This window comes from Anaerorudis cellulosivorans, from assembly GCF_025943985.1.
Classification (GTDB): domain Bacteria; phylum Bacteroidota; class Bacteroidia; order Bacteroidales; family Dysgonomonadaceae; genus Anaerorudis; species Anaerorudis cellulosivorans.
This window is the reverse complement of the sequence record NZ_JAPCWE010000013.1, coordinates 1-26101: the sequence shown is the minus strand read 5'-3', so window position 1 is coordinate 26101 and position 26101 is coordinate 1. Positions and strand designations below refer to the sequence as shown.

Sequence of the window (26101 nt, the reverse complement as noted above, 5' to 3'; positions counted from 1 at the left end):
TTTTTACCTCCTCAATTTCTCATTTTGCGAACAAATGTCGGGATAAAAAAGCGTGATGTATGATGTATAAAACCAGTCAAATCAAAGAAGGAATATATTATGTGGGCGTGAATGATCGCACCAAACATCTTTTCGAAAATTTATGGCCTCTTCCCAAAGGAATTTCCTATAATTCGTATCTTATCGATGACGATAAAGTAGCTCTTATCGACACAGTAGATGTTTGTTATTCGGAAGTATATTTTCGTAAAATCAGATCGGCGTTGGGAGATAAGCCCATCGATTATCTGGTGGTAAACCATATGGAACCCGATCACTCCGGATCCATTGAGTGGCTGGTGAACCAATATCCCCATATTACCATTATCGGCAACAGCCGCACAATGGACATGTTGAAAGGATTTTACGGCATCACGGAAAATATTCTTTCGATAAAGGATGCGGATGAGGTTAAACTCGGGAAAAATACCCTGAGGTTTTATCTTACACCCATGATTCATTGGCCTGAAACGATGATGACCTATGTGCCGGAGTTAAAAATACTTTTTTCGGGTGATGCTTTCGGAACATACGGTTCACTCGACGGTGGCGTTGTGGATTCGCAACTCAATTCGGATGGGTATTTCGACGAAATGATTCGTTACTATTCCAATATTGTGGGCAAATATGGTTCACCGGTACAGGCAGCATTAGGAAAACTATCGGGAATCGATATCGAGGTTGTTTGTTCTACACACGGCCCTGTATGGACGGAAAAAGGGAATATCGAAAAAGTGATCGCATTGTATGATAAACTGAGTAAATATGAAGCCGATAAAGGGCTGGTAATTGCTTACGGAAGCATGTATGGAAATACGGAACAGCTTGCCGAAATTATTGCTGCTTCGGCAGCCGAAAACGGTATAAAAAACGTGGTCATGCACCATGTTTCTAAAAGTCACCAATCGGATATACTTCGCGATATATTTAAATATAGGGGGTTGATTATCGGATCGCCAACGTACAATAATCAACTTTATCCCGGCATAGAAAGTTTGATTTCTGCATTGCGCAATCGAAACATCAAAGACCGGTTGTTCGGCTATTTTGGCGGATTCAGTTGGGCCGATGCTTCGTTGAGGCATCTTAAGGAATTTGCAGAGGAGATGCGTTTTGATATAGTTTGCGATCCTGTTTCCATGAAACATTCCTTACATGCCGATGTAGTCGAGAGTGCATGGAATCTGGGGCAAATTATGGCCGAAAAATTACAGCGACAAGATTGAATCGTTATCCTGCAAAAGAGTAGTAATTTTTTAATTCATATAAAAAAATAAAATCATGAGACTGATTATTCAACCCGATTCCGAGCGATTAGCTCAATGGGCAGCCAATTACATTGCTTCCAAAATCATCAAAGCAAATCCGACACCGGAAAAACCCTTCAAATTGGGTTTGCCTACCGGATCATCGCCACTGGGAACGTACAGTGCACTGATTAAGTTATGCCAAAAAGGGACGATTTCGTTTAAAAACGTCATTACCTTCAATATGGATGAATATGTGGGGTTACCAAAGGATCATCCCGAAAGTTATCATTCTTTCATGTGGAATAATTTTTTTAATCATATCGATATCCGCCCGGAAAATGTGCATATTCTCAATGGTAATGCCGAAAATCTGGAAGCCGAATGTCAAGCGTATGAGGATGCGATTAGGGATGCCGGAGGAATCGACTTGTTTTTGGGCGGAATAGGCCCTGACGGTCATATTGCTTTCAATGAACCGGGGTCTTCGCTGAGTTCGCGTACGCGAGTAAAACGGTTGACAACCGATACCATCATTGCCAACTCGCGTTTTTTTGATAACGATGTGAATAAAGTTCCTAAATCCGCACTGACCGTGGGAGTAGGAACCGTTATGGACGCAAAAGAGGTCTTGATTCTTGTTAATGGGCATCACAAAGCGCGTGCTTTGCGTCATGCCGTAGAAGGTTCCATAACGCAGATGTGGACAATAAGCGCCATACAACTTCATCCTAAGGGTATTATCGTTTGCGATGAAGCTGCATGTGTGGAATTGAAAGTGGGGACGTATAACTATTTTCTCGACATCGAGCAAGGTAATCTCAATCCCGAATCGTTGTTGCCATAGGCGTCGCTATTTCGCAGCGTGAAGGTATTTTTGAAGTGTGTGTTGATTTACCTTCGTTGTTCGGATATAACTTTACTATTTTTTCCTATGAAACACAGGGTTATTCCTTTTTTTCTGTTTGCGGCATCCTTTTCATTGTTTGCCCAAACCAACACCGTTACGTTGTCTCATTATCTGCTCCCTGAATTTCAAGAGGGCAGGGTATTGATGAAAAACGGCACTGAATTGAAAACGCGATTGAATTATAATTCGCTTACGGAAGAAATGGTTTTTGATGACAACGGCAACGTTTTAGCTATCGGGAAAACCGTTATTCCTCAAATAGATACCGTTTTCATTGGAGATAGAAAGTTTATCTATACCGATGGTAATTTTTTAGAACTGCTTCATGATTCCTCCTACAAATTTTTTGCTCAGCATAAATGCCGGGTTATCCCTCCGGGGAAACCGGCAGCTTATGGCGGGACCTCCGAAACATCGGCTACCGACAGTTATTCTTCGCTCATTTCAGATGGAAGAATTTATGATCTTAAGTTGCCCGACGATTTCAAGGTAAAGCCTTATACGGTTTATTGGATCGAAAAGGAGGGAAAATTAAAAAGTTTTCGTACCCTTGGGCAAATCAAAGCATTTTACAAGCAAAAGAAAAAACTGTACGAGGAATATACAAAAACCCATAAAGTTAATTTTGAAGATCAGAAAAGCGTTGCCGATCTGATAAATTTTATGGAAACACATGGATAGAGGCATTTTGTACGAATGAAAGTATGCTGCTAAACCAACTCATTTTTTAAATAATAGTATAATGAAACACATTATTCGTTTTATTTTTGTGTTATTGTTAATCGCGACGGGCGTGAAGGCACAGCCGGGGTATGTGCCTGCGAAAGAAAATTTGCAAAATCGGGAAGAATTTCAGAACATGAAATTCGGGGTATTCATTCACTGGGGCATTTACAGCATGATGGCCAACGGCGAGTGGATTATGAACAACAGAAATATTCACTATAAAGAATATGCCAAACTTGCCGAAGGTTTTTATCCTTCAAAATTTGATGCCGGCAAATGGGTGTCGGATGTTAAAGCAGCGGGAGCCAAGTATATTTGCATCACTTCTCGTCATCACGATGGTTTTTCGATGTTTGCAACCAAACAGTCGCCGTTTAATATTGTGGATGCCACACCTTTTAAACGGGATGTTCTTAAGGAGCTTGCCGATGAATGCCATAAACAAGGCATCAAACTGCACTTTTATTATTCGTTACTCGATTGGTCGCGCACCGATTATTGTCCGTTGGGCAGAACCGGTCGCGGAGTAGGGCGTACCGAACACGGACGTTGGGATACCTACCACCAATTCATGTTGAACCAGTTGACCGAATTGCTCACGAATTATGGTGAGATAGGGGCAATTTGGTTTGACGGCCAATGGGATCAAGATCAGAATCCCGGTTTCGACTGGCGGTTGCCCGAGATTTATGCTCATATTCATAAACTGCAGCCCGGTTGCCTTATCATCAACAATCACCATTTGACGCCCATTGAAGGTGAGGATGCGCAAACTTTCGAAAAAGACTTGCCCGGTCACAATACAACCGGTTTTGCCGAGGAGCAGACGGTGGGGGCTCTTCCGCTCGAAACCTGTGAAACCATGAACAATTCGTGGGGATATAACATTACCGACTTAAATTACAAATCGGAGAAAGAACTGATTCATTATCTGGTAAAAACAGCCGGATACAATGCCAATTTACTGCTGAATGTCGGTCCGCGACCAAACGGTGAATTTCCCGACATTGCCGTTGAACGTTACAAAGCCATGGGGAATTGGCTGAAACAATATGGCGAAACCATTTACGGTACGCGCGGCGGAATGGTGACTCCTCGTCACTGGGGTGTTACCACACAAAAAGGCAACACATTGTTTGTGCATATATTAAATCTTGAAGATCGGGCTTTATATTTGCCGTTAAACGGCAGAAAGGTAAAATCGGCAAAAGTATTCATCGATAAAAAGCCGGTAAAATATACCGCTGTTTCCGATGGCGTTATATTGTCTTTCGATAAAGTACCTGATGATGTGGATTTTGTAGTAGAAGTAGAGCTCAAATAGAATAAAAAAACCTCGCTGCAATATAGTGTTGAACTTATCGTTGCGGTGAGGTTTTTATTTTTCTTTAATTTCCTCGAATTCAACGTCTTCGATAGTGGTCGATTCAAACTTTTTTTTCTGGTACGAAATGATTCTATCTTCTTGGGATGGAATCTTAGGTTGATTTTGTGATTGTTTTTGCCGATATGTTTTATTTTCTGATGCCCATCTTTTGCCCATCACAAGATTGAAGACAAATCTAATCAGAAAATAAAAGGCAAGAAGAGAGAGAAAAAATCTCAGAATAATACCCATTTTTTGCTTCGAATATGATTTTTACTATGTAAAGATACAATAAGCCCTGAAGTAAAGAAAACGATTTTGATTATTTAACGGTAATTATTGCGATTAAATCCTCCTATTTGGGTATGTTTTTTGGTCTTTTACCGGCAACGAGTCTTCAATTTTCCTTTTCTTCTCCTTTTTCTTCTTTTTCTTCTTTTTTGGTAATAGGAACAGGTAGTCTTTTTCTGAAAGCTTGTTTGAAACTAACCAGTGTTTCGGATCGGGCTAATCCCAACGGTTGCAGTTTTTCGTGAATGAGATTCAGTAAATCATGATTGTTTCGGGCATATACTTTTATAAATAAATCGTATTCCCCTGTGGTGTAATAACATTCAACAACTTCAGGTATTTTCTGAAGCTCTTCCACAACCGCTTGATGATTGCTTGGCGAATTCAAATAAATTCCGATATAAGCACAGGTTTCATAGCCGATTTTTTCGGGATCGATAATAAATTCCGAACCTTTAATGATGCCGAGATTGATGAGTTTTTGTACGCGCTGATGGATGGCAGCACCCGATACCCCACATTCGCGAGCTACTTCAAGAAAGGGTATCCGTGCATTGTCGGCAATGAGATTAAGGATTTTTTGGTCCATTTCGTCTAATTCGTGATACGTCATAGGATTTTTTTTTAATCTAATTTATGAATTATCAGCCCCGAACGCAGTTTGGGTTCAAACCATGTGGTTTTTGGAGGCATAATTTTTCCGCTATCGGCAATTTCCATCAATTGTTTCATGGAAACCGGGTACAGCGCGATCGCCAATGCCATTTCACCACTATCTACGCGTTTTTTTAGTTCGTTCAGACCGCGAATACCGCCGACAAATTCGATGCGTTTATCTGAGCGCAAGTCTTTAATCCCCATGATATCGTCGAGTATATACTTCGATGTAATCGACACATCCAATTGATCCACCGGATCTTCATCATGCAAAATATGAGGTTTGGCTGTCAGGCTATAGGATTTTCCGTCTAAATAGATCGAAAAATTGTGCAAATGTTTTGGCTTTTCAATTTCCGAACCGGTAGGTTCAATAACGAAATTTTCTTCCAGCTTTTTTAGGAATTCTTCGGGCGTTAAACCGTTCAGGTCTTTTACGAGGCGATTATAATCGATAATGTTGAGTTGTCCTGCCGGAAAACAAACAGCCATGAAATAATTATACTCTTCATCTCCTCTATGGTACGGGTTGTTTTTCGCTTTTTCGGCACCTACCAAAGCTGCTGCAGCAGAACGATGATGACCGTCGGCAATGTACATGGAGGGTATGAAAGCAAAAATGCGGGTGATGTTTTCGATATCTTTCTTGTCGCGAATCAACCAAAAATGATGTCCGATCCCGTCTCCCGAAACGAAATCGTATTCCGGTTCTTCAGCGGAAACACGTTTCACGATGGTTTCCAATTCCGGATTGTCGGGATAAGCAAAAAATACCGGCTCCATGTTGGCATTGGTTATTCGCACGTGTTTCATGCGATCTTCTTCCTTATCACGACGTGTCAGTTCGTGTTTTTTTATTTTCCCCGTCAGATAATCTTCCACTGAAGCTCCCACTACGATTCCGTATTGAGTCTTCCCATTCATCGTTTGAGCGTACACATAATACATTTCGTCCGGATCTTGCACCAACCACCCATTTTTCATGAATTTACGAAAATTTTCGGCAGCTTTTTCATATACCCGCGGATCATGCTCGTCCGTTCCTTCGGGAAAGTCGATTTCGGGTTTAATGATGTGATAAAGCGATTTTTCGTTTCCTTCCGCTTCTTTGCGGGCTTCTTCAGAATTGAGTACATCGTAGGGGCGTGATGCCACTTCCATTACCATCGATTTTGGCGGACGGATTCCTTTAAAAGGTTTTACTTTCATTTTAGTATGCTTGTTTCACGATTATTTCGGCGCAAAGTTACTATTTTTGTTTCATAAAAAGATGATGTCGGTTTGTTTTAAAAAAAGTTACTACATTTGTAAAACAATAACGAAATCTATTCCACAATGATACAAATTGATGAAGATAAATTGCTTGCGGCTTATACTCGGGGGATGGACGAATTTCTGAAGTTACTTACAGACACGTATCTCGATTGTGTCAACAATGACCTTAGTGCAGAAAACATGGATAAACTCAATGGTTATCAGCATGCTTTATTAGCCTATCGTTTTCTGCAAGAGGAGGTTAACCACGGAGGTTTTGTCCAATTGATCCAGAACGGTTACGGAGGGTATGTTTTCGATAATCCGACGGCAAAAGCTTTAAAGCTGTTCGGAGCCTTAGAAACCGCAAAAATCATTTATAAAGCAGCAGAGATTTATCGTGCTCATCGAGAGGAACTCGAACGTGAAACTACGGATGACGAATTTATGGCCATGTATGCCGATTTCGAGGAGTTTGATGAGTTGGAAGAAGCCTATTTTTTGATCGAAGAAGAGGAAACGGCTTGCATTGCCCGTTTTGTAAAGAAAAATATCGAGGATTTCGTCGATTCGATTCGTTGAAATTATCTGAAGAGAAATGCTTGGCATCGTTTTTGAGAACACATTAAACGACATTTAATTCATTTATCCTAATCATGGCTACCGAAATAGACGTTAACGAGATTAATGAACGGATAGAAAATATCCACAGATATTTGAACAAGCACAAGGAATATTTAAACAGCTTGAATGTTTTTCCTGTTCCCGACGGAGATACCGGTTTAAACATGGTACTGACCCTTCAAGGAGCAATGGCTAACATGAAGAATTTTGAAAACCAATCCATGTTGCCCGGTGAGTATTTGAAAAATTTTGCCGAACAAATGCTTTTGAACAGCAGAGGGTGTTCAGGTGTCATTTTGTCTTTGTTTATGCAAGGTTTTGCCGAAGTGGTCAAAAACAGCGATTTTTCGAAGCAAAACGTATATAGAGCCATCGAAAATGGTTATCGAAATGCATATGAAGGCACGGAAAATCCACGTGAAGGCACCATGCTTACCTTGATGCGGGCTTTAAAAGAAAAATATGCCGAGTTGATGAAAGAGGAAGAAGATCCTATTGTTATTATCAGCAAGACCATTCCTTACCTGAAAGAGGTGCTAAACCAAACGCCCGAAATGCTTCCCGTGTTGAAACAAGCCGGTGTTATCGATTCCGGCGGCGCCGGATTTGTCGTTTTTATTCAGGGAATAAACAGAGAATTGCAGCATAACGGTTTCGGCACAAACGGTTTATCGGTTCCTACTTTACTGAAAATCGGTAAAGCAACCCGAAAACATATCAAGATGAGATTATCCAAATTCAAAAATACCCCTTTTGCTCATCTTATCTCCAACATCGATTTTTCGAGAATACAGAACAGTCGGCTGCAGGAAATTTTGCAGAATGTAAGAAAAATAACCACCAATTTATCTGTCAACAATCACGTTAACAGCAAAAAAACGCTTCAGAAGAGAATTATCAATGAACTCGAAGAAATAAACAATCTTTGGAATCCGGACATCAAGCAAAAATACTGTACGGAATTTGTTTTGGAATCCGACAAAATTGCTTCCAAAGAACAACTGCGAGAAATGATCTCCGCTTTTGGTGACAGCCTCATTATTATTCAGGCAGGCAATAAATTTAAAGTGCATATTCATACCAACAAACCCGATGATATTTTTGATAGGGTCCAACCCTATGGCGAATTGGTTTTCACAAAGGTTGACGATATGAAAAAGCAACATCGGAACTTTATCAGCGACGATGTTATTGATTACCGGCGTGATAAAAGTATATTTTGCATTGTATCGGGAAAAGGTTTTGCGGAAATACTTCAAAAATTAGGGGCCGACGATATATTGTGTTACGGAAAAAATAAGCCTTCGGTCGATCAATTGGCAAAGGGGCTCGACAATTTGCAGGCCAAAAACATCATTGCGGCTGCCGACGATGGCGATATTCTTATGGCATTGAAATATGCCGTTTCGCTTTGCAAATCGAATGTTTATATTGTCGAATCGGATAATCCCATTGCCCTTATCGGCATGATGATGGGTATTTCGAAAGATTATGACATCATGACCATGTTTGAAGAAGCAATGAAGAACATCAATACCATCCCTTTCTGCGGCATTGCACGTGCCAACCGCGAAGTACTTGCCGATAACGAAATGACGGTGAGGAAAAACGATTATTTTGCAGTGTACAAAAAGAAAATCGTTCTTTCGAATCCCAACATGGAAGAGCTTGCCGTTGAGGCGATTCGTCAATTGGCAAACGGTTGCGGTCTTGTTACGTTATACAAAGGACTGCCTTCACGTAAGGAGAACGGCTTGGTCGATCGCCTTAAAGAGCAGTTCCCCGATACTGATTTTGAAGAATATTATGGTGGCCAGTACAATTACAACTATTATATAACCTTTGAATAAAAACGAAAGCATATGAAAAAGAAAATTTTTATCATTGTGGGCGATAATTTAGGTCTCTCGAGGGATCAGATCGATTACGAAGATCTTGAGATTATCAAATTTCCCGTGCTGGTAGATGGAAAAGAATATCGCGAGAGTGACGAATACAGTGCGAATTGGCTGGTATCCAAATTCGAAAAAGAAAATATTGTGGCAAAATCATCCACGTTGCCACAAAATGATGTTGTTGAAGCGGTTGAAAGGAATTATCGAAATTACGACCTCATCATTCATGTGGTAATGAGCAGCGGCTTGTCGAGTGCTTCATGGAAAGTAGCCGAAAACGTTCGAAAGCAATATGAAAATGTAATTCCCATTATCAATGTGGATAGCAGGCAAGCTTTAATTGGAGTGGGTAATGTTCTTTTGGGCATCATCGATTTCATTAAAAAGAGCGATGATTTGAGTATAGAAGAAATCGAAAAATTATGTCAACAAGTAGTTGAAAATACCTACAGTTATTACATTTTTCCCGATTTAAACTACCTGTACAAAGGCGGCAGAATCGGAAGAGCTCAGTCGCTGATGGGCAGTTTACTGCATATAATTCCGATAATCGGCATAATGGGAGACGACCCGGAAGGCATTGTTTCTTCTTTAGGTAAGGGAAGAACCTTTAAACAGGTAAATAATCAGGTTGTAGAGTTGATAAAAGCAAAGATGCAAGAAAAATCGGCATCGAAAATCCGGCGAGCTATTCCCGTGAGCGGATATGGCGAAAAAAACAAAGATGTTGCTAATGAGTTGATAGAAAAAATTAAAGCACTTCCCTGTGACGATCTTGTCATTGGGAAACCCGGACTTGTGGATGCAGTGTATTGCGGTCCGGGTGCATACGGAGTTTCAATTCTTTTATAAAAGCAGCTTATGGAGAATCCGATTCTTTTATATGGAATTTGTTTTGTTGCCGGCTATCTGATCGGGTCGATTTTGTTTGCCCATTTGATTACCCGATTAGTAAAAAACGTCAATATCCGTGAGTTGGGAAACGGTAATCCCGGTGCTTACAATGTGTTCAGAAACGTAAGCAAATTTTGGGGAGTGGTGGCCGGACTGTTAGATGCGATGAAAGCATTGGGCCCTATGCTCATTGCCTCGCATTTTTTTCATCTTTCCGATATTGCTTTGGGATGTTTGGCAATGGGTGCCATTTTGGGACATGGACTCCCGGTCTATTATCATTTCAAGGGAGGGCGGGCAGCATCAGTGCTCATGGGAATGTATATTTTCTTTATTCCCTATGAATTTTTTGTTGCTCTTGCTGTTACCGCAATTGTTGTGTTGGGCTTTATCAGAAAGGAATATGGAGTATGGGGTCCCACCGGGATTATTGCCCTGTGTTTTGTCTTATGCCTGTTTTTTCCCCATCCGACAGAAATAAAGATTTTTGTATGGATAGGAGGACTTATCGTTTTGTTGTTCAACATGGATAAAGTGAAGGAAAAAGCCCAATCGATTACACCGTCTGCCGTAAAATAGCTGTAAAAAGATATTTTGATTACTTTTGTGTTTTAAAAATACAAACATATGCCTGAAAATAAAAGTCAGTTGGTGAATTACGCGATGAATAGTGGGCTGATAGTCGGTGTATTCTGGGTAATCAAATATTTTTTTGTGATAGCAGCAACCGGTTATCCTTTTTTGGGATACATTAATACGTTGTTGAGTATCGGGACCCCCTTGTTATTGTTCTTTTTTTTGGTTCGATACAAAAATTTTGTAGTAGGCGAAGAGAAAATTGGTTTTTGGCACGGGATACAGTTTTCGGTGATGCTTTTTTTCTTTGCTTCGCTTTTGGAAGCAATCGTTGTGATTGTGCATATTATATGGCTCGATCCGGTATATCTTTCGAGAACTTTTGAACAAACCCTTGCATTGGTAGAAAGTATGTCTGTCGATCAAAATATGATCAGCAAGTTGAAACAACAACCTGTTCCTACGCCTTTTTCCTACACTTTCGGAATGATTATGGGGAATTTGCTGATCGGTTTTTTCCTTTCGTTGTTTCTTGTTCCCCTTGCCAACCGTTTTACGTTTAAAAACGACAATCGTCAGTCAGGAGAGTAATTATGGATATTTCGGTTATTATACCTTTTTACAACGAGGAAGAATCGTTGGGCGAGTTATACCAATGGATTAAACGCGTGATGGACGAAAACGGTTATTCGTATGAAATTATTTTTGTGGACGACGGCAGTACCGACGGTTCATGGAATATCGTTACCGAATTAAAAGCCACAGCGGAACAGGTACATGCGATAAAGTTTCGTCGCAATTACGGAAAATCTCCGGCATTGCATTGCGCATTTCAAAAAGCCGAAGGAGATGTGGTGATTACGATGGATGCCGATTTGCAAGATTCTCCGGAAGAGATTCCCGAATTGTATCGGATGATTAAGGAAGAAGGGTACGATTTGGTGTCGGGATGGAAGAAAAAAAGGTACGATGCCCTATTGACCAAAAACTTGCCATCCAAACTTTTCAATGCAACGGCGAGGTGTGTATCGGGTATTAAATTGCATGATTTCAACTGCGGACTCAAAGCGTATCGAAAGGACGTCGTAAAAAATATCGAACTGTATAACGAAATGCACCGCTATATTCCCATTTTGGCTAAAAGTGCCGGTTTTACCAAAATTGCCGAAAAGCCGGTGCATCATCAACCCCGAAAATACGGGAAAAGCAAGTTCGGGGCCAGTCGTTTTTTTAACGGCTATCTCGATTTGATGACCTTGTGGTTCCTGAACCGTTTCGGAAAAAAACCCATGCATTTTTTCGGCATATTGGGCACCTTAATGTTTTTCATCGGTTTTGTAGCCGTGATCGTTGTTGGTGCCACAAAACTATATGACATGCATCACGGCAATCCGTACCGGTTGGTAACCGAGTCGCCCTATTTCTATATTTCCCTAACTATGATGATTCTTGGAACGATGCTTTTTCTGGGAGGATTTTTGGGCGAACTTATTTCGCGAAATTCTCCCGAAAGAAATTATTACCGGATAGAAGAAGAATTCTAGGATACGATCATTTTTTTTAACCATTTAATTAACAAGAGAATAATGAATTTTGATGAAGTAATACGTAAACGAAAATCGATCAGGAAATTTAGTGAAAAGCCTGTCGGTAAAGAAGCGATTTTGCAATTGCTCGAAAGTGCACGGTTGGCTCCATCGGCCGTAAATTTTCAGCCATGGAAATTTTATGTATGTACTTCGGAAGAGGCTAAAAAGGCAATTCGGGAAAGCTATCCCCGTGAATGGTTTGCCGGTGCTCAGGCATACATAGTGGCGTGTGGCGATCACAGTCGTTCATGGAAGCGCCCGTCCGACGGTAAGGATCATTGCGATATCGATATTGCAATTGCCGTGGAACATATGGTACTGAAAGCCACCGACCTAGGATTGGGCACGTGTTGGGTGTGCAACTTCGATCCGTTAAAAGTGAAAGAAGCGTTGCATTTGAGCGAGGAATTCGAACCCGTTGTTCTTCTGCCATTGGGTTATCCTGCTGATAATTATGAAGCCGATCCGCGTACCGGCAAGCGTAAATCGCTTGAAGAAATTATGGAATGGGTGTGAGTCGGCTTGTTGGCGAATAAAAAATGGTAAAGAAGAGAGATTGGTGGTAGGATGAATGATAAATGAAATTTAATGGCGGAAACGGCGAAGAGTAACATATGAAAGCCTATGTCGAAAAATAATATGAATGCAAAAAACAAGATAACGATACCGATTTTATGCTGCCTGATTCTTGTGCTTTCGGGGTGCAATCAGGCGGGAAAGAAAAATCGGAATAAAGCCCATTATACCTATCTTCAGGAGTATGGCGAAATTTTCCATACGAGTTTCCATATCAAGTATGCTTATGATCGCTCGTTATACGACGAAATTATGACCGAATTGCACAAATTCGACAATTCGTTGAATCCTTTCAATGAGAATTCTATTATTTCGAAGATCAACCGGAATGAGCCGGTACAACCCGATTCGTTTTTCATTGCCGTGTTCAATAAGGCAATGGAAGTATCGCGTATCACCGATGGTAAATTCGACATCACCATTGCGCCCTTCGTAAATGCTTGGGGATTCGGGTTCAAAAACAGCGATAACATAACCCCGAAACTTATCGATAGTTTGAAGCAGTTCGTCGGCTATGAAAAAGTAAGGTTAGAAAACGGAAAGATCGTAAAAGCCGATCCGCGTATTCAGCTCGATGCTTCGGCAATTGCCAAAGGCTATGCCTGTGATATGGTGGCCAATTTGCTTAGGAGTTACGGTGTGGAAGATTACATGATTGAGATTGGAGGTGAGATTGCCATGCGGGGCAAAAACGATAAAGGAGTATGCTGGCGCATTGGGATTGACAAGCCGATGGATGACAGTACCGGTCTGCGTCACGAATTGCAAACTATTCTCTCCATTTGCGACAAATGTGTGGCTACTTCGGGCAATTACCGTAACTATTACATTAAAGACGGCAAAAAATATGCACATACCATTGATCCTCAGACCGGTTATCCTTCCGAACAAGACATCCTTAGTGCGACCGTCATCGCCGACGATTGCATGACTGCCGATGCCTACGCCACGGCTTTTATGGCATCCGGAATGGAAAAATCCAACGAAATTGCCAAAAAAGTTCCGGGATTGTTTTACTACTTTATTTATGCCCGACCCGACGGTACAATGGCAGCGACATACTCTACCGGTTTCGAACAATTTTTTGCCGAAGAAAAAGCAGAGGAACTGTAATACGATAGTGAGGTAAGGGGGAAAGAACGAAAGCGAATGGAGATAATAAGGATATTCTGTCGAAAAGGAGAAAATGAGAAGATAAGATATGCGTTTTATCAAACACTTTTCGGTCCGGCCCTCATTGCTTCTACCTCAAAAGGAATTTGTTTTTTGGCTTTCGGGGAAGAGGAAAAGACCTTGCCTGCGTTGAAAAAGCAATATCCAGCAGCTATTGTCAAAAATCAATCCGATGCATTTCAAATGTTGGCACAAACATGGATAAACGGGGAAGCCTCTTCGGATGATGCCTTGCCTTTGCATATCGGGGGAAGCGCGTTTCAAATGGCTGTTTGGGAATCGTTGCTAGACATACCTTTTGGAGAATTTTGCACATACCGTCAAATTGCAGTCACCATCGGTAAGCCAAAAGCCTGGAGGGCTGTTGCTTCCGCCATTGGCAAGAATCCTGTGGCATACCTTATTCCCTGCCATCGGGTGATTCGTTCTGACGGCCGGATCGGTGGTTATCGCTGGGGAATTGGTTTCAAACAGAAAATGCTTGAGCAGGAAGAATTGAGGAGAAAATGTTCCCCCGATTATGGGAAAAGTTCTGAGCCGAAGGGACAGGTTGCCGGCATTTTACGATTTAATATTACAGGCACTTGTTTACCGGTTTCGAGTCGGAGAGGTGGGGTATAAGCCAACAATGCGGGCTTTTCTTATTATCAACTATTCACGTAAATATATACAGCTAATGAAATATCCTTTTTTTAGCCGGTTGTTCATCGTATGTGTTTTAATCATTGTTTCGGCATCTTCGCTCTTTTCTCAGCAAGGCGATTCGGATAGTTATCCGACTTTTAAGTTCGACGGGAATTTGAAAACCAAATTCGAATATGCGCCCGAGGAGGGAACTTCACGATTTTCGGTGCGAAACTCCCGACTGGGTCTGTCGGGAAGAATTGTTCCAAAAGCCGATTATCGGGCACAAGTGGAATTGAGTAAAGAGGGAAAATTCGAGGTACTCGATCTTTTCGGTACTCTCACGCCTTATAAAGGACTTTCCTTTACACTCGGGCAAACAAGCATTCCGCTTTTCAATTCCTATATCATCAATCCGGGAACAATGATGTTTGCCAATCGCAGCTTTCTGGGAAAATATTATGCAGGCACCCGCGATATCGGATTGCTTGCTAAATATAATTTTCGTCTTGCAGCAATTCCAACCGGAATAGAAGTGGGTGTCTATAACGGAAGCACCATCAATAATCCGGTTTGGACCGATAGATTTTCCTATGCCGCCCGCTTGAGTTTTGGCAGCATGAAAGGATTTCGTACGACTTTTAAATTGTATGATTATCCCAACGGCGAGGAAATTCATTATTTTCTTTACGGTGCCGATTTTCGTTATGAGGGATGCAATTGGAAGGTTGAGACCGAAGCCATGAAAAGAGATGACAAGGTAACCAACAAGGATTTGTTTTCTGCTTATATTCAAGGGGCTTATTGGACGCCCATCAAAGGAGGCTTGTTTAAAAATATTATTCCCGCAGCCCGTTGGGATGCGATCGACCAAAACAAAGACGATTCTGCTTTCGACGTCAACCGCTTGACACTGGGACTTGGTTTCGGACTCACTTCCAACGCAAACGGCTCGTTGTTGCGCATCAATTACGAATGGTATTTTGTAAAAAATCAGCTCGATTTTATGCACCAATCCGAAGAAATGGATGCGGATAAACTTACTGTGGAACTGGTGTATGTTTTCTGATATTTTCGTAATTTCGTTTCAAAAATTTTCTTTTGCTTGCTTTGTAAAGGCAATTTTTTTATTTTTGAGTTCCGGTTTAATCCGTTAATTCTGATTTTCTATGCGTAAAAAATATTTTTCCCCTATGTTTTTCTTCTGCCTCATTGTTATGAGTGCATGTACGGAAAATAAAACCGGACGTTCGTTATTTAACGGTGAAGACCTTGATTTGTGGAATACCCAAGGCAACGTGAAAGTGGAAAATGGAATTGTTACTCGGCAAGTTGGAATATTGCATCCGGATGATGAAAGAATGCGGTATAACTGCTGAAGATATGTTCAAACCCCATATCAAAGGATAGAGGAACTGTTCAATACTAAAAATACCTATAGTTATGAAACCGGAACACAAACATCGTGTTACGCCCAGCTACGTTACACATCTCAATGACAACGAGATATTTGTTTTTGGCAGTAACATTCAAGGACATCACGGCGGAGGGGCAGCCCTTGACGCTTTAAAAAATTTCGGAGCCATTATGGGGCAGGGGGTTGGTTTACAAGGACAATCCTACGGTATCCCCACCATGCAGGGAGGCGTAAAAGATATAAAGCCTTACGTCGATGAATTTATTGCCTTTGCAAAGGCACATCCCGAACTGAAATTTTTGGTAACCCGTATAGGTTGCGGCATAGCCGGTTTTAAAGATAAAGAAATTGCCCCCTTGTTTGCCGAAGCTGCAAAAATGGAAAACGTGTATCTCCCTGCCGGCTTTTGGGAAGTGCTCGACGGTGAATGATTTACTTTTTCTTTGGCAGTTGGATGTTTTGCATTTGCCGTAAAATTTGTTGTTGGCGCTTTAGCATGTAAGGCGATGGGTTTTTTGAGCTGAATCGACGCGGGTTGGGCAGTGTGGCAGCAATGAGAGCCGATTGAGCTGCAGTGAGTTTTGAAGCGGTAGTATTAAAATGGCGATTGGCAACGGCTTCAGCGCCATAGATGCCGTTGCCTGTTTCCATGCAGTTGAGATACACTTCCAAAATGCGTTCCTTCGGCCAAAAGAATTCGATAAGTACGGTGAAATAGGCTTCAAGCCCTTTGCGAACCCAGGAAGATTGCGGCCAAAGAAAAACGTTTTTCGCCGTTTGCTGACTGATGGTGCTGGCTCCTCGCGGACGCCGGCGCTTTTTGTTTTCTTTCATGGCCTTCTCTATTTCTACACGGTCGAAACCGTTATGCTGAAAAAAACGCTGATCCTCAGAGGCAATTACTGCCCGTTTCAGGTGATCCGATATTTCATTGTACGGCACCCATTTGTGATAACATTTCACCGATTCTCCTGCCGCAATCTGTTCAACCATGCGAATACCCATCAACGGGGTAAAAAAAACGGGAACAAACCGGTACACAATCACTGCTCCTATGGACAGAATAAAAAACCACAGGACGACTTTTTTGAGCACCCTGACGATTTTTTTCATCACCTTTCTTTTAATTTGAATCGTACCCGCCAGCGACCGTTTTCATAATCGTGACTGATTATTTCAAAACGTCCTATTTCCGAAGTATGTTTTACATGTTCCCCGATACAGGCACACACGTCATAATCGCCGATGCGGACAATTCGCAGGGTTTCGGACACATCATCGGGCAATTTGGATAAATCTACAATTTTTGCCGCTTCATCCATAGGCATAAACTCTTCCGTAACCGCAAGATCGCGCATGATCACCGCATTCACTGCCTCTTCAATGGCTTGTACCGTTTCGTTGTCAGGTTGCCGGGAAAGAAAATAATCGCATTTGCTTTTCTTGCGCTCGATATGGGTATTTTTCGATCGTGCGCAGCCAAACATCCGGATCATGGTTTGATTCAATATATGCTCGGCCGTATGCATGGGCGGATATTCTTTTTTGTTATGATCGTTCAATTGCAATTCCATTGTATCGAATTTGAAGTTTCAAAGGTAATAAAAAGAGAAAAAACGGGCAATCCCAATTTGGATGTGATACAAAGTTTTTGTCCTGTTTCTGAAGTTGATTATGGTGTTGACCCCATTCTTTACGCTATTCTTAGCGTCAATTTTAAGAAGGTAGTTAAATCATGTTATTTAAAAATTATCCTTATCTTTGTTTAAACAATAAACGCAATGCAATGAATCTTCAACAGACAATAGATGACCTGTTTTTATCGCAATGCAAAGAGTGGAAACTGTTGGATACAGCCATAAAACAATTGGATAACGTAAAAGTTAAAGATATTGTGTGGGGTGGAGATATTTCCGTAAAAGTTCAATTTAATCCGGCACGCATGGTGTCCACATCGGCAAAAATCGATAAGGAAGCCATCGAGAAGCGACCTTGTTTTTTGTGTCCCAAAAATCGTCCGAAAGAACAAAAAGGGATTCCTTTCCTCAATAAATACCTGATTCTCGCCAATCCCTATCCCATACTTCGCAATCATCTTACCATTTCGTTTCATTCGCATGTTGCGCAGCGCATCCGAAAAAAAATCGGAGATATGCTCGTCCTGGCCGAGTCGCTCCCCGATTACGTTGTCTTTTACAACGGACCCAAATGTGGGGCTTCTGCACCGGATCATTTTCATTTACAGGCAGGATTGAAAATGCCTATATTGCAATCGGGAGATAATGAACTTCGGTCGTGCCTCATTATCAAAAGTAAAACACGCAATGAAGCGGAAGACCGCTTTGAAGATGTCTATCGGTATCTCCATCGTTGCCAACCACAGGAAGATGAACCTATGATGAATGTGATTGCTTATATGGAGGGCGACACGTATGTTTTGCATGTTTTCCCACGTAAAGCGCATCGTCCCCGTCAATATTATTTGGAAGGTAAAGAACAATTGCTGATCAGTCCGGGTGCACTCGATATGGCAGGGCTCATTATCACAGTGAGGGAAGAAGATTTCGAGAAAATCACAAAAGAAGACATTGAGGATATCTATGCTCAGGTTTCGATGCCTGTGACATAGTTTGGTTATCTTTAACTTTAAAATTTTTATATTAACGGCTAAAAAACGAACTCGATATGGAGCCGATAGATACCTTTTTAAAAAAGATAAATGAAGATCTCGATTATAAAATTCCGGTCAATGCGTTGATTAGCTTTATTGACCCCGATACCGGAAAATTTTTGTGCAAATTGGCTGCAGACTTCATTAAATCGCAAACCTCGCGGTCAACTTTAACCGTACTCCATTTTATCGATGAAGACAAAGCTGTTGAAATTGGCGATATTGAATATTACAAAAACGACTTTTACAGCGACATTGTCGAATTATATGAAAAAGAACAACTGTTGATTCGCATTTTTATACAGGTCTCGACCGATTATGTTGCAGACATTGTCGAGATGAAAGAAAAATATACCTGCAATTTGTTGCTTATTGGCGTTGAACATGAGGTCTTTTCATCTTTTTGGGAAGAAGATTATTTCAGATTGAAAAATTCGGTAGCCGACTCCATCACGATGGCAATTTTTGATAATCATGGTTTTCAACAGCTCAACCGTGTTTTTGTTCCTATTGTGGACAAAACCGATGTGTATGTTTTTTTGTTTATTAATAGGCTGATTGTTCATGAAAAGATTTTTATAATGATTTGGGACGCCATCGGCATTATTGAATCGGAGCCTGAAATGAAGAAGCTTTATCAGTATCTTTACAAAAAAAGCGAAGGGAGATTAGCATTGTGGAACAACGACAAAAAAATCGGCAACGATTACATCGCAGAGCACGATCTTGTTTTGATAGGAGCTGAAGGATGGAAAAAACTGACATCATCGGCTGTTTCTTGGGCACATTCGCTTCCCTCTACGCTTATTGTGAAACCCGCAACATATGAATGAGTATGACACATAAAGAAATACAAGACACATTAAAGACAATCTATTCGTATATCGAACAACGAGAGTTGAAAGATGCTTTTGACCACATTCGGTTATTTTTGAAAGATCAGAAAAACTGGACGCTTTCGGAAGATCTGACCGAGTTGGAGAATAACTATCGGTATATGATTCATTATTTTATCAAAGGTAACAAAGACCCTCAACAGCGCAACATTTACAATCAATTGTTGCGGCGCGCCTACACCTTGGCACATGATGCTGCCGAAAACCTTTGTTTGCAAAGCAGTGCCACCTTGTTTTTCGAGAAAGCGCGACTCACCCTGTTGCGGGGAGCTGTTTCGATGGATCAGTATCGTGAAATCATCGGTAAACAGATGGATACTTTTTCGTTTATCGATTTGCTGGAAGACGGCAACGAAAAAGAGTTACGCCTCAAATCGAATATGCAGGATCACGAACAAACGGTGGAAGATTTGTTCTATTCCGTTTTTGTTTCTCCTCGTGCCAATGACGATATGATCGCTTCATACCGTCGTTTCATGGAAGACGAAATTATTCCCGTGAACGATAAATGTATGGTTGTTTCTGCACTTACACTCAATATATTGCAGCGCTTCGACGGGAAGAAGATCGAATTTCTGCTGGATACTTGTAAGAGCGAGCATCCCGAAATAGCTATCCGCGCTGTGGTGGGCATAATTCCCATTTTTCAAACTTACGAATCGCGATGGGAACTTTATCCCGAATGTACCGACCGACTGAAGCTTTTGTCGGATGATCCCGTTTTTACCCGCAGGTTGATCTATGCCATTCTTCGATTTATTCAAGCACAGGATACCGAAAAAATAACCAAGAAGCTGACCGAAGAAATTTTACCTCAGATGATGAAGTTGACGCCGATCATCGGCAAAAAAATTAATCTCGACGAGTGGATGGGCGAGGGCGGAATGGAAGAAAAGAATCCCGAGTGGCAGAAGATTTTGGACGAAACGGGATTGACCGACAAATTGCAGGAATTTTCGAATATGCAGCTGGAGGGAGCCGATGTGTTTCATTTCACCTTTTCATCCTTGAAATCCTATCCCTTTTTCTATGAAATGAGCAACTGGTTCTTGCCGTTCGACTCACGACATTCGCAATTGCAACAGCTTTTCAGCAACAAGGAAGAAGGGAAATCGTTGATCGAATCCATCGCCGAATCGCCTCATATTTGCAATTCCGACAAATATTCCTTCTGTTTCAGCATCATGATTATGCCCGAGCAATACCGCAAAATGATGATTTCGCAGCTTTCAGCCGAAGGTGAGGGAGTTAAAAATATGCAGGAAGAAGAATTTTTATTGAAACCGTATCAGAAGGAAGAAACCATTTGTCGGCAGTATATTCAGGATCTGTATCGTTTTTTCAAAGTTTTTCCCCGACGAAGCGATTTTATCGATATTTTTGCGTTACCGCTCAATTATCACCGCATCAAGCCTTTTCATCCCATCACGATGATACCCGAAAACCTGCAACGCATCGCTTTGTATTATTTCGAAAAAAACCACTTCGAAGAAGCATTGGATTCGTACACCACACTTTCGAAAATAAGTAAGCCGAATGGTGAAGTTTGGCAAAAGATGGGCTATTGCCATCAAATGCTCGGCAACATTCGTGAAGCACTGGATGCTTATTTACACGCCGAACTCATCGAAGAAAACAATACCTGGGTGTTGCGCCGCATAGCCCAGTGTTACCGGTTGCTCAAAAAACCGACCGATGCGCTGCACTATTACCGACGACTGGAACAGCTGAAACCCGATGACCTGAATATTCAGCTCAACATCGGTCATTGTTATCTGGAATTGAAGGATTACGATACTGCCCTCAATTATTATTTCAAGGTAGAATTGTTGGACAGCAGCAATACCCGTGCCCTGCGGTCTATTGCGTGGTGTGCTTTTTTGTCGGGAAAATTCGATATTGCCCAAAAGTATTACAGGCGGATATTGGACGAAAAGTGCTATGCACACGATTATCTCAATGCCGGGCATGTGGAACTTTGCCTCGGAAACATGGTGAAGGCGGTGGAGCTTTACGAAGAATCGTTGAAAATGACGGGAAATTTTTCTACTTTCAAAACCATGCTCAACGAGGATGAAGGCGAATTGCAAGAAGCGGGTGTGAATACGGATATTCTTCCTCTTTTGCTGGATAAAATCAAATACGACTTCGAAGAAAAGAACAACGCAAAAAATATTCGGCAATGAAAGGACTTTTAACTTATAATCCTGTATTGTTGGCATTTGTTGCTACGCTTTTCACTTGGTTTGTCACCGCCTTGGGTGCTTCAATGGTATTCTTTTTTAAATCGATAAACAAGAAAATTCTAAACTCGATGCTGGGCTTTGCTGCCGGAGTGATGATTGCCGCCTCCTTTTGGTCGTTGTTGAACCCCGCCATAGAAATGAGCGAAACAACGCTGTCGCATCCCTGGATGCCGGCCCTTATCGGCTTTTTGGCAGGAGGAACTTTCCTGTTTTTGATCGACCGCATTTTGCCTCACTTGCACATGGGACTATCGATCGATAAAGCCGAAGGTGTGAAAACTTCGTGGCAGCGAAGTATTTTGCTTGTCCTTGCCATTACGCTTCACAACATACCCGAAGGGTTGGCCGTAGGTGTGGCATTCGGAGCATTGGGCAACAATCCCGATTTGGGAACCCTCGCCGGAGCCATCACACTTGCCCTGGGAATAGGGTTGCAAAATTTTCCCGAAGGAGCCGCTGTATCGATACCGCTTCGCCGTGAAGGATTTTCACGGTTCAAGGCCTTTACATACGGACAACTTTCCGGCGTGGTTGAGCCTATCAGTGCCGTTATCGGAGCCTTTTTGGTTACCGCAATTACTCCATTGCTGCCCTATGCCCTTTCTTTTGCGGCAGGAGCCATGATTTTTGTGGTTGTGGAGGAATTAATCCCCGAGTCCCAAACAGGAGGTGAAACGGATTTCTCTACTATCGGCGTTCTTTTGGGATTTGCCGTGATGATGGTGCTGGATGTTGCTTTCGGATAAAAAACACGTCTCAAACCGTGATGATCAATTTGGTTACCAAGCTCGAAAATCGGAATAAAAATGTCAATACTTTCTTGTTTTGGGATGGCGGTCATTGTGTCGATAACGATTTGCAGGGTTTATTAATGGGATCGGAGATATTACCTGTTATAAATCAAATGATAGTAGGTGATGTTCAGAATATTTCATCAATAGATGATAGATTGAAGTTGAATTTTGAGACAGACAATATAAATTGTACTATAAAAGAAGCTTGATGCGAACAGAATTTAAGGAAAATATTTTCAATTCGAATTTGATCCTGATGTTTTTTGTAATGCTAAATTTATAAATGATATTTTCGTTTTATATCAAATTCTAACCAGGTGATTTTGTCCGATCCTAAAGGAATGATTATATTTGTGCTGCAATAAAAACCGAATAATAAATATTGGAAATCATAATATAAATCCGTTTTCCGGTGCAACGTGGACAAGCTTACCAAAGAACAAAGAAGAAAGAACATGCAGGCCAACAAAGCAACAGGAACAAAACCCGAAATCATGTTGGCAAAGGCGCTTCATGTACGCGGATATCGCTATCGAAAAAATGACAAAAGTGTTTTTGGAAAGCCCGATTTAACCTTTAAAAAAATTAAACTGGCAATTTTTGTCGATGGTGAATTTTGGCATGGAAAAGATTGGGAAAAAAGGAAATACGATCATAAAACCAATAAAGAGTTCTGGTATCAAAAAATTGAACGAAATATTCAAAGGGACGAAGAGGTAAACGAAAAATTAACCAAAGAAGGGTGGCGGGTTTTACGTTTTTGGAGTAAAGAGATCGAAAAAAATTTGTTGGAGTGTGTTTTGCAAATTGAAAACGAAATAAATGCTTTAAAAATGAATTTAAAAGAAAAAATATCCATAAAAGAAGTCGGAGATATAAAATTAAAAATAAAATTGATCGAGGATGAGGGAGATAAGGAAGCAGCCTTTACCCATTATTTGCATAATCGAAAAAATGGAATTTCCCGATTTTACAAAAAAGAGGCAATAGAATATACAAAAGAAATATTGAGTTATAAATATCCTGAAGAAGAAATATCGACAGGTGTTGCTGAAGAAGCTTTGCAATATGGTATTTTCGAGATTTTTGATGTCCCTTTTCCTCCTCCTGAAAATCCTAAATTCAAGTTTATAGATTTGTTTGCAGGTATAGGAGGCTTTCGGATTGCTTTACAAAATTTAGGTGGAAAATGTGTATATAGCAGCGAATGGGATAAAGAAGCAAAGCGTACCTATAAAGCCAATTTCGGAGAAATTCCATTTGGAGACATCACAAAAGAATCAACAAAAAGTTATATCCCCGACGATTTCGATATCTTGTGTGCAGGTTTCCCCTGTCAAGCTTTTTCGATAGCAGGTAAACGTGGAGGATTTGAGGATACAAGGGGTACATTGTTTTTTGATGTTGCCGAAATCATCAGGAGAAAACAGCCTAAAGCTATTTTTCTCGAGAATGTAAAAGGGCTAAAAAATCATGATAAAGGAAGAACATTAGAAACTATTTTGAATGTTTTGAGAAATGATTTGGGATATTTCGTTCCGGAGCCGAAAATCATCAATGCAAAAGATTTTGGTGTACCACAGAACAGGGAACGCATTTTTATTGTGGGTTTTCATCCAAAAACAGGCGTCAGCGAGTTCAAATATCCCGAATCTGTAAATCGAAATGTAACTTTTGCCGATGTAAAAGAAGAAAACGTTGTTCCTACGAAATATTATTTGTCGACACAATATCTGCATACCTTGAGACTCCACAAAGAGAGGCATAAAAATAAAGGCAACGGTTTCGGCTACGAAATTATTTCTGACGATCAAATTGCTAATGCTGTGGTATGTGGCGGAATGGGCAGGGAAAGAAATTTGGTCTACGATGACAGGATAACCGATTTTACTCCTACAACCAAAATTAAAGGTGAAGTAAATCGGCAAGGGATAAGGAGAATGACACCAAGAGAATGGGCGAGATTGCAAGGGTTTCCTGATAATTTTGTTATTCCTGTTGCAGATGTTTATGCATATAAACAATTCGGAAATTCTGTTGCAGTACCTGCAATTCAAGCTACTGCAAATGAAATTATAAAATTGATATCGAAATAATGGGAAAATTAAATGATCTCGGAATCACCGTTGGAGTTAACAACAGAGCAGAAACAATCTTCGATAGCTTATTTCCCGATTTCATGAAGATTGAATACGAAATGCCTTCTCAATATGTCCGAAAATATTGGGATGCATATTCTTTAAATCCGGAAAGAAACAATAATTTAAACGGGAAAATATTCGAATATATTCTTGCTACATTATGCGTCAGAGAAGGAATTTTACCTATTTTTTTAAGTGCAAAAGTAGCCTTTGTACCAAATGTAGTGTACGATCTCATGTTTTATGCAAACGAAAGAGGCCCGATATGCTTTAGCGCAAAAACAAGTTTGAGAGAAAGATATAAGCAGGCAGACTTGGAAGCGATCGCTCTAAAATATGTGCATAGAAAAGCATTATGTTATCTTATAACACTTGATGAAAATGAGGCAAAGGGTACCAAAGAAAAAATCAAGAGAGGTGATATAATCGGCCTTGACAAGGTAATTGTTGCAACATCTGATGAGTTTGACGGACTTATCGGAGAGCTGAAAGGATATGAATTTTCAGATCCGCCTACCGTGAAAGTAATAGAAAGTAATCAAATTATCACCAAAGAAAAATTAGAGAAAATAAAATCCGATTAGTTTCGTGCTTGCAGCACTTTCGAAACAAGTACAGATTAATTCTGCACTTGTTTTTTGGCAAAGATTACAGGGATGCCCTCGGGCGGGAAAAGGCCCGGTAAATTAATACCCATATGACAATTGATCAGTTTTTCTGTTGCCTGGTCGATTTTGAGGAAAAGAACGGCAGGGATATCCATGATATCGCCTGAAATATCCAACCGATCATTTTCCAATTTCCATGTACCTGTTATTTCATCCACCATCCCAACACCCGGAATTTCGATGTTCAGAATCACCTTTGCACTCTTGTTCTCGTTAATCTCAACAATCATACCAATAAGGTCGTCATAGTTTGAATCGCCGGAGTTTTGAGCAGTCATTTCCCATCTTCCGACCAAAATATCTTCCAATGATGCTGCATCTTGAACAACATTGATTGTTTTTTCGATTGCTTCTCCTTTTACGGAAATTGTAGCTTCACGGTTCTCTAAAAGCATGTTAGGATCTACTGTCACCTTGAATGTTCCGTTTCCATTACCTGATGTTGGAAATACTTTACACCAATCGGCAGAACTTGAGCTCACAGTCCAACCGATATTGGATGTTACATTCACATCTGCGTTTCCTCCTTCGGCGGTCATTTCGATCTGACGGGTCGAAACATCCAGTTCGGGTGATGCTTTTTCATCTTCACTGCACGCCATCATAATGGCGAGAAACAAAATAGTAAAAAGTGAAATTCTAATTTTTTTCATGATCCAAATTATTTAAGAGTTTGTAATTATGAATAATTTTATCACAAATGGATAATCCGGAGCATGTCCACCCACTTTCCGGTCAAAATCCGGTGATTTAAGAAGATAGCAAATTCTTCGAAAATCAACCATTTTGTCATATATCCAAGAAAACAGCTTATATATTGTAAAAAT

Annotated in this window: 28 protein-coding genes and 1 pseudogene; 24 read left to right on the top strand and 5 right to left on the bottom strand. The window is 40.8% G+C overall.

Annotated elements, in window-relative coordinates; all coding sequences use genetic code 11:
- The first annotated feature begins 62 nt into the window (after positions 1–62).
- From OLM34_RS08320 to OLM34_RS08305, 4 genes are all read left to right on the top strand, one after another.
- Positions 63–1265, top strand: coding sequence for an FprA family A-type flavoprotein (locus tag OLM34_RS08320; protein ID WP_264406661.1), 1203 nt, complete (start codon positions 63–65; stop codon positions 1263–1265).
- Positions 1266–1320: 55 nt separating this feature from the next.
- Positions 1321–2133 carry a glucosamine-6-phosphate deaminase gene (nagB, locus tag OLM34_RS08315; protein ID WP_264406575.1) on the top strand — a complete coding sequence of 271 codons (813 nt, stop codon included), beginning with the start codon at positions 1321–1323 and terminating at the stop codon, positions 2131–2133.
- An 87-nt stretch (positions 2134–2220) separates the two neighbouring features.
- Entirely contained in the window at positions 2221–2877 is a 657-nt protein-coding gene (locus OLM34_RS08310; protein WP_264406573.1) for a hypothetical protein, read from the top strand.
- Between the two features lie 61 nt (positions 2878–2938).
- Positions 2939–4246 (top strand): alpha-L-fucosidase, encoded by a 1308-nt coding sequence (locus OLM34_RS08305; RefSeq protein WP_264406571.1) that lies wholly within the window; start codon positions 2939–2941, stop codon positions 4244–4246.
- Between the two features lie 439 nt (positions 4247–4685).
- Here OLM34_RS08305 and OLM34_RS08300 read toward each other — a convergent pair whose 3' ends face one another.
- Entirely contained in the window at positions 4686–5192 is a 507-nt protein-coding gene (locus tag OLM34_RS08300) for an Lrp/AsnC family transcriptional regulator (protein WP_264406569.1), read from the bottom strand.
- Between the two features lie 11 nt (positions 5193–5203).
- Positions 5204–6445 (bottom strand): DUF1015 domain-containing protein, encoded by a 1242-nt coding sequence (locus tag OLM34_RS08295; protein WP_264406568.1) that lies wholly within the window; start codon positions 6443–6445, stop codon positions 5204–5206.
- A gap of 126 nt (positions 6446–6571) precedes the next feature.
- Here OLM34_RS08295 and OLM34_RS08290 point away from each other — a divergent pair, with 126 nt between their 5' ends.
- From OLM34_RS08290 to OLM34_RS08235, 12 genes are all read left to right on the top strand, one after another.
- On the top strand, positions 6572–7072 hold the full coding sequence (locus OLM34_RS08290; protein WP_264406567.1) for a DMP19 family protein: 501 nt from the start codon (positions 6572–6574) through the stop codon (positions 7070–7072).
- Between the two features lie 74 nt (positions 7073–7146).
- Positions 7147–8964, top strand: a complete 1818-nt coding sequence (locus tag OLM34_RS08285) for a DAK2 domain-containing protein (protein ID WP_264406565.1) — start codon at positions 7147–7149, stop codon at positions 8962–8964.
- Between the two features lie 12 nt (positions 8965–8976).
- Complete coding sequence (locus OLM34_RS08280) at positions 8977–9861, top strand: DegV family protein (RefSeq protein WP_264406563.1); 885 nt, start codon at positions 8977–8979, stop codon at positions 9859–9861.
- A gap of 9 nt (positions 9862–9870) precedes the next feature.
- Positions 9871–10482: a glycerol-3-phosphate acyltransferase gene (locus OLM34_RS08275; RefSeq protein WP_264406561.1), complete on the top strand. Its 612-nt coding sequence runs from the start codon at positions 9871–9873 to the stop codon at positions 10480–10482.
- A 48-nt stretch (positions 10483–10530) separates the two neighbouring features.
- Positions 10531–11070 carry a DUF4199 domain-containing protein gene (locus OLM34_RS08270; RefSeq protein ID WP_264406559.1) on the top strand — a complete coding sequence of 180 codons (540 nt, stop codon included), beginning with the start codon at positions 10531–10533 and terminating at the stop codon, positions 11068–11070.
- 2 nt (positions 11071–11072) lie between these two features.
- On the top strand, positions 11073–12023 hold the full coding sequence (locus OLM34_RS08265) for a glycosyltransferase family 2 protein (RefSeq protein WP_264406557.1): 951 nt from the start codon (positions 11073–11075) through the stop codon (positions 12021–12023).
- Between the two features lie 42 nt (positions 12024–12065).
- Entirely contained in the window at positions 12066–12584 is a 519-nt protein-coding gene (locus tag OLM34_RS08260; RefSeq protein WP_264406556.1) for a nitroreductase family protein, read from the top strand.
- Positions 12585–12692: 108 nt separating this feature from the next.
- On the top strand, positions 12693–13757 hold the full coding sequence (locus OLM34_RS08255) for an FAD:protein FMN transferase (protein WP_264406554.1): 1065 nt from the start codon (positions 12693–12695) through the stop codon (positions 13755–13757).
- 36 nt (positions 13758–13793) lie between these two features.
- On the top strand, positions 13794–14438 hold the full coding sequence (locus OLM34_RS08250) for a methylated-DNA--[protein]-cysteine S-methyltransferase (RefSeq protein ID WP_264406552.1): 645 nt from the start codon (positions 13794–13796) through the stop codon (positions 14436–14438).
- A 55-nt stretch (positions 14439–14493) separates the two neighbouring features.
- Positions 14494–15510, top strand: coding sequence for a hypothetical protein (locus tag OLM34_RS08245; RefSeq protein WP_264406550.1), 1017 nt, complete (start codon positions 14494–14496; stop codon positions 15508–15510).
- A gap of 100 nt (positions 15511–15610) precedes the next feature.
- On the top strand, positions 15611–15820 hold the full coding sequence (locus OLM34_RS08240; RefSeq protein ID WP_264406548.1) for a hypothetical protein: 210 nt from the start codon (positions 15611–15613) through the stop codon (positions 15818–15820).
- A 64-nt stretch (positions 15821–15884) separates the two neighbouring features.
- Entirely contained in the window at positions 15885–16289 is a 405-nt protein-coding gene (locus tag OLM34_RS08235) for an A1S_2505 family phage non-structural protein (RefSeq protein ID WP_264406546.1), read from the top strand.
- Between the two features lies 1 nt (position 16290).
- Here OLM34_RS08235 and mtgA read toward each other — a convergent pair whose 3' ends face one another.
- Together mtgA and OLM34_RS08225 are read right to left on the bottom strand one after the other, a co-directional pair.
- The gene (gene mtgA / locus OLM34_RS08230; protein ID WP_264406544.1) at positions 16291–16971 is read right to left on the bottom strand and encodes a monofunctional biosynthetic peptidoglycan transglycosylase; all 681 of its coding nucleotides are present in this window, start codon (positions 16969–16971) and stop codon (positions 16291–16293) included.
- The gene (locus OLM34_RS08225; protein ID WP_264406542.1) at positions 16971–17432 is read right to left on the bottom strand and encodes an alanyl-tRNA editing protein; all 462 of its coding nucleotides are present in this window, start codon (positions 17430–17432) and stop codon (positions 16971–16973) included. Before OLM34_RS08225 ends, mtgA begins: the two co-directional genes overlap by 1 nt.
- A 212-nt stretch (positions 17433–17644) precedes the next feature.
- On the opposite strand from OLM34_RS08225, the gene OLM34_RS08220 reads away from it, so the two are divergent.
- The 8 genes and pseudogenes from OLM34_RS08220 (at position 17645) to OLM34_RS08185 (ending at position 25190) form a co-directional block, all read left to right on the top strand.
- Positions 17645–18487: a DUF4922 domain-containing protein gene (locus OLM34_RS08220; protein ID WP_264406540.1), complete on the top strand. Its 843-nt coding sequence runs from the start codon at positions 17645–17647 to the stop codon at positions 18485–18487.
- A gap of 56 nt (positions 18488–18543) precedes the next feature.
- Positions 18544–19362, top strand: a complete 819-nt coding sequence (locus OLM34_RS08215; protein ID WP_264406538.1) for a hypothetical protein — start codon at positions 18544–18546, stop codon at positions 19360–19362.
- A gap of 2 nt (positions 19363–19364) precedes the next feature.
- Positions 19365–21611: a tetratricopeptide repeat protein gene (locus OLM34_RS08210; protein ID WP_264406536.1), complete on the top strand. Its 2247-nt coding sequence runs from the start codon at positions 19365–19367 to the stop codon at positions 21609–21611.
- On the top strand, positions 21608–22417 hold the full coding sequence (locus OLM34_RS08205) for a ZIP family metal transporter (protein ID WP_264406534.1): 810 nt from the start codon (positions 21608–21610) through the stop codon (positions 22415–22417). Before OLM34_RS08210 ends, OLM34_RS08205 begins: the two co-directional genes overlap by 4 nt.
- 17 nt (positions 22418–22434) lie before the next feature.
- A complete protein-coding gene (locus tag OLM34_RS08200; RefSeq protein ID WP_264406532.1) occupies positions 22435–22674 on the top strand; it encodes a hypothetical protein in 240 nt (79 codons plus the stop codon).
- A 246-nt stretch (positions 22675–22920) separates the two neighbouring features.
- Positions 22921–23178, top strand: a pseudogene (locus OLM34_RS11480) (very short patch repair endonuclease); the annotation flags it as partial.
- A 120-nt stretch (positions 23179–23298) separates the two neighbouring features.
- On the top strand, positions 23299–24561 hold the full coding sequence (locus OLM34_RS08190) for a DNA cytosine methyltransferase (RefSeq protein ID WP_413777212.1): 1263 nt from the start codon (positions 23299–23301) through the stop codon (positions 24559–24561).
- Positions 24561–25190, top strand: a complete 630-nt coding sequence (locus OLM34_RS08185) for a PDDEXK family nuclease (protein ID WP_264406530.1) — start codon at positions 24561–24563, stop codon at positions 25188–25190. The genes OLM34_RS08190 and OLM34_RS08185 overlap by 1 nt, the downstream gene beginning before the upstream one ends.
- A 35-nt stretch (positions 25191–25225) precedes the next feature.
- Here OLM34_RS08185 and OLM34_RS08180 read toward each other — a convergent pair whose 3' ends face one another.
- Positions 25226–25927, bottom strand: a complete 702-nt coding sequence (locus OLM34_RS08180; protein WP_264406528.1) for a BACON domain-containing protein — start codon at positions 25925–25927, stop codon at positions 25226–25228.
- Positions 25928–26101: the final 174 nt, after the last annotated feature.

Bases quoted from the DNA above. Each gene is read 5' to 3' on its own strand.
- OLM34_RS08320 (WP_264406661.1), top strand. From the start codon at position 63: ATGTATAAAACCAGTCAAATCAAAGAAGGAATATATTATGTGGGCGTG.
- nagB (WP_264406575.1), top strand. From the start codon at position 1,321: ATGAGACTGATTATTCAACCCGATTCCGAGCGATTAGCTCAATGGGCA.
- OLM34_RS08310 (WP_264406573.1), top strand. From the start codon at position 2,221: ATGAAACACAGGGTTATTCCTTTTTTTCTGTTTGCGGCATCCTTTTCA.
- OLM34_RS08305 (WP_264406571.1), top strand. From the start codon at position 2,939: ATGAAACACATTATTCGTTTTATTTTTGTGTTATTGTTAATCGCGACG.
- OLM34_RS08300 (WP_264406569.1), bottom strand. From the start codon at position 5,192: ATGACGTATCACGAATTAGACGAAATGGACCAAAAAATCCTTAATCTC.
- OLM34_RS08295 (WP_264406568.1), bottom strand. From the start codon at position 6,445: ATGAAAGTAAAACCTTTTAAAGGAATCCGTCCGCCAAAATCGATGGTA.
- OLM34_RS08290 (WP_264406567.1), top strand. From the start codon at position 6,572: ATGATACAAATTGATGAAGATAAATTGCTTGCGGCTTATACTCGGGGG.
- OLM34_RS08285 (WP_264406565.1), top strand. From the start codon at position 7,147: ATGGCTACCGAAATAGACGTTAACGAGATTAATGAACGGATAGAAAAT.
- OLM34_RS08280 (WP_264406563.1), top strand. From the start codon at position 8,977: ATGAAAAAGAAAATTTTTATCATTGTGGGCGATAATTTAGGTCTCTCG.
- OLM34_RS08275 (WP_264406561.1), top strand. From the start codon at position 9,871: ATGGAGAATCCGATTCTTTTATATGGAATTTGTTTTGTTGCCGGCTAT.
- OLM34_RS08270 (WP_264406559.1), top strand. From the start codon at position 10,531: ATGCCTGAAAATAAAAGTCAGTTGGTGAATTACGCGATGAATAGTGGG.
- OLM34_RS08265 (WP_264406557.1), top strand. From the start codon at position 11,073: ATGGATATTTCGGTTATTATACCTTTTTACAACGAGGAAGAATCGTTG.
- OLM34_RS08260 (WP_264406556.1), top strand. From the start codon at position 12,066: ATGAATTTTGATGAAGTAATACGTAAACGAAAATCGATCAGGAAATTT.
- OLM34_RS08255 (WP_264406554.1), top strand. From the start codon at position 12,693: ATGTCGAAAAATAATATGAATGCAAAAAACAAGATAACGATACCGATT.
- OLM34_RS08250 (WP_264406552.1), top strand. From the start codon at position 13,794: ATGGAGATAATAAGGATATTCTGTCGAAAAGGAGAAAATGAGAAGATA.
- OLM34_RS08245 (WP_264406550.1), top strand. From the start codon at position 14,494: ATGAAATATCCTTTTTTTAGCCGGTTGTTCATCGTATGTGTTTTAATC.
- OLM34_RS08240 (WP_264406548.1), top strand. From the start codon at position 15,611: ATGCGTAAAAAATATTTTTCCCCTATGTTTTTCTTCTGCCTCATTGTT.
- OLM34_RS08235 (WP_264406546.1), top strand. From the start codon at position 15,885: ATGAAACCGGAACACAAACATCGTGTTACGCCCAGCTACGTTACACAT.
- mtgA (WP_264406544.1), bottom strand. From the start codon at position 16,971: ATGAAAAAAATCGTCAGGGTGCTCAAAAAAGTCGTCCTGTGGTTTTTT.
- OLM34_RS08225 (WP_264406542.1), bottom strand. From the start codon at position 17,432: ATGGAATTGCAATTGAACGATCATAACAAAAAAGAATATCCGCCCATG.
- OLM34_RS08220 (WP_264406540.1), top strand. From the start codon at position 17,645: ATGAATCTTCAACAGACAATAGATGACCTGTTTTTATCGCAATGCAAA.
- OLM34_RS08215 (WP_264406538.1), top strand. From the start codon at position 18,544: ATGGAGCCGATAGATACCTTTTTAAAAAAGATAAATGAAGATCTCGAT.
- OLM34_RS08210 (WP_264406536.1), top strand. From the start codon at position 19,365: ATGACACATAAAGAAATACAAGACACATTAAAGACAATCTATTCGTAT.
- OLM34_RS08205 (WP_264406534.1), top strand. From the start codon at position 21,608: ATGAAAGGACTTTTAACTTATAATCCTGTATTGTTGGCATTTGTTGCT.
- OLM34_RS08190 (WP_413777212.1), top strand. From the start codon at position 23,299: ATGAATTTAAAAGAAAAAATATCCATAAAAGAAGTCGGAGATATAAAA.
- OLM34_RS08185 (WP_264406530.1), top strand. From the start codon at position 24,561: ATGGGAAAATTAAATGATCTCGGAATCACCGTTGGAGTTAACAACAGA.
- OLM34_RS08180 (WP_264406528.1), bottom strand. From the start codon at position 25,927: ATGAAAAAAATTAGAATTTCACTTTTTACTATTTTGTTTCTCGCCATT.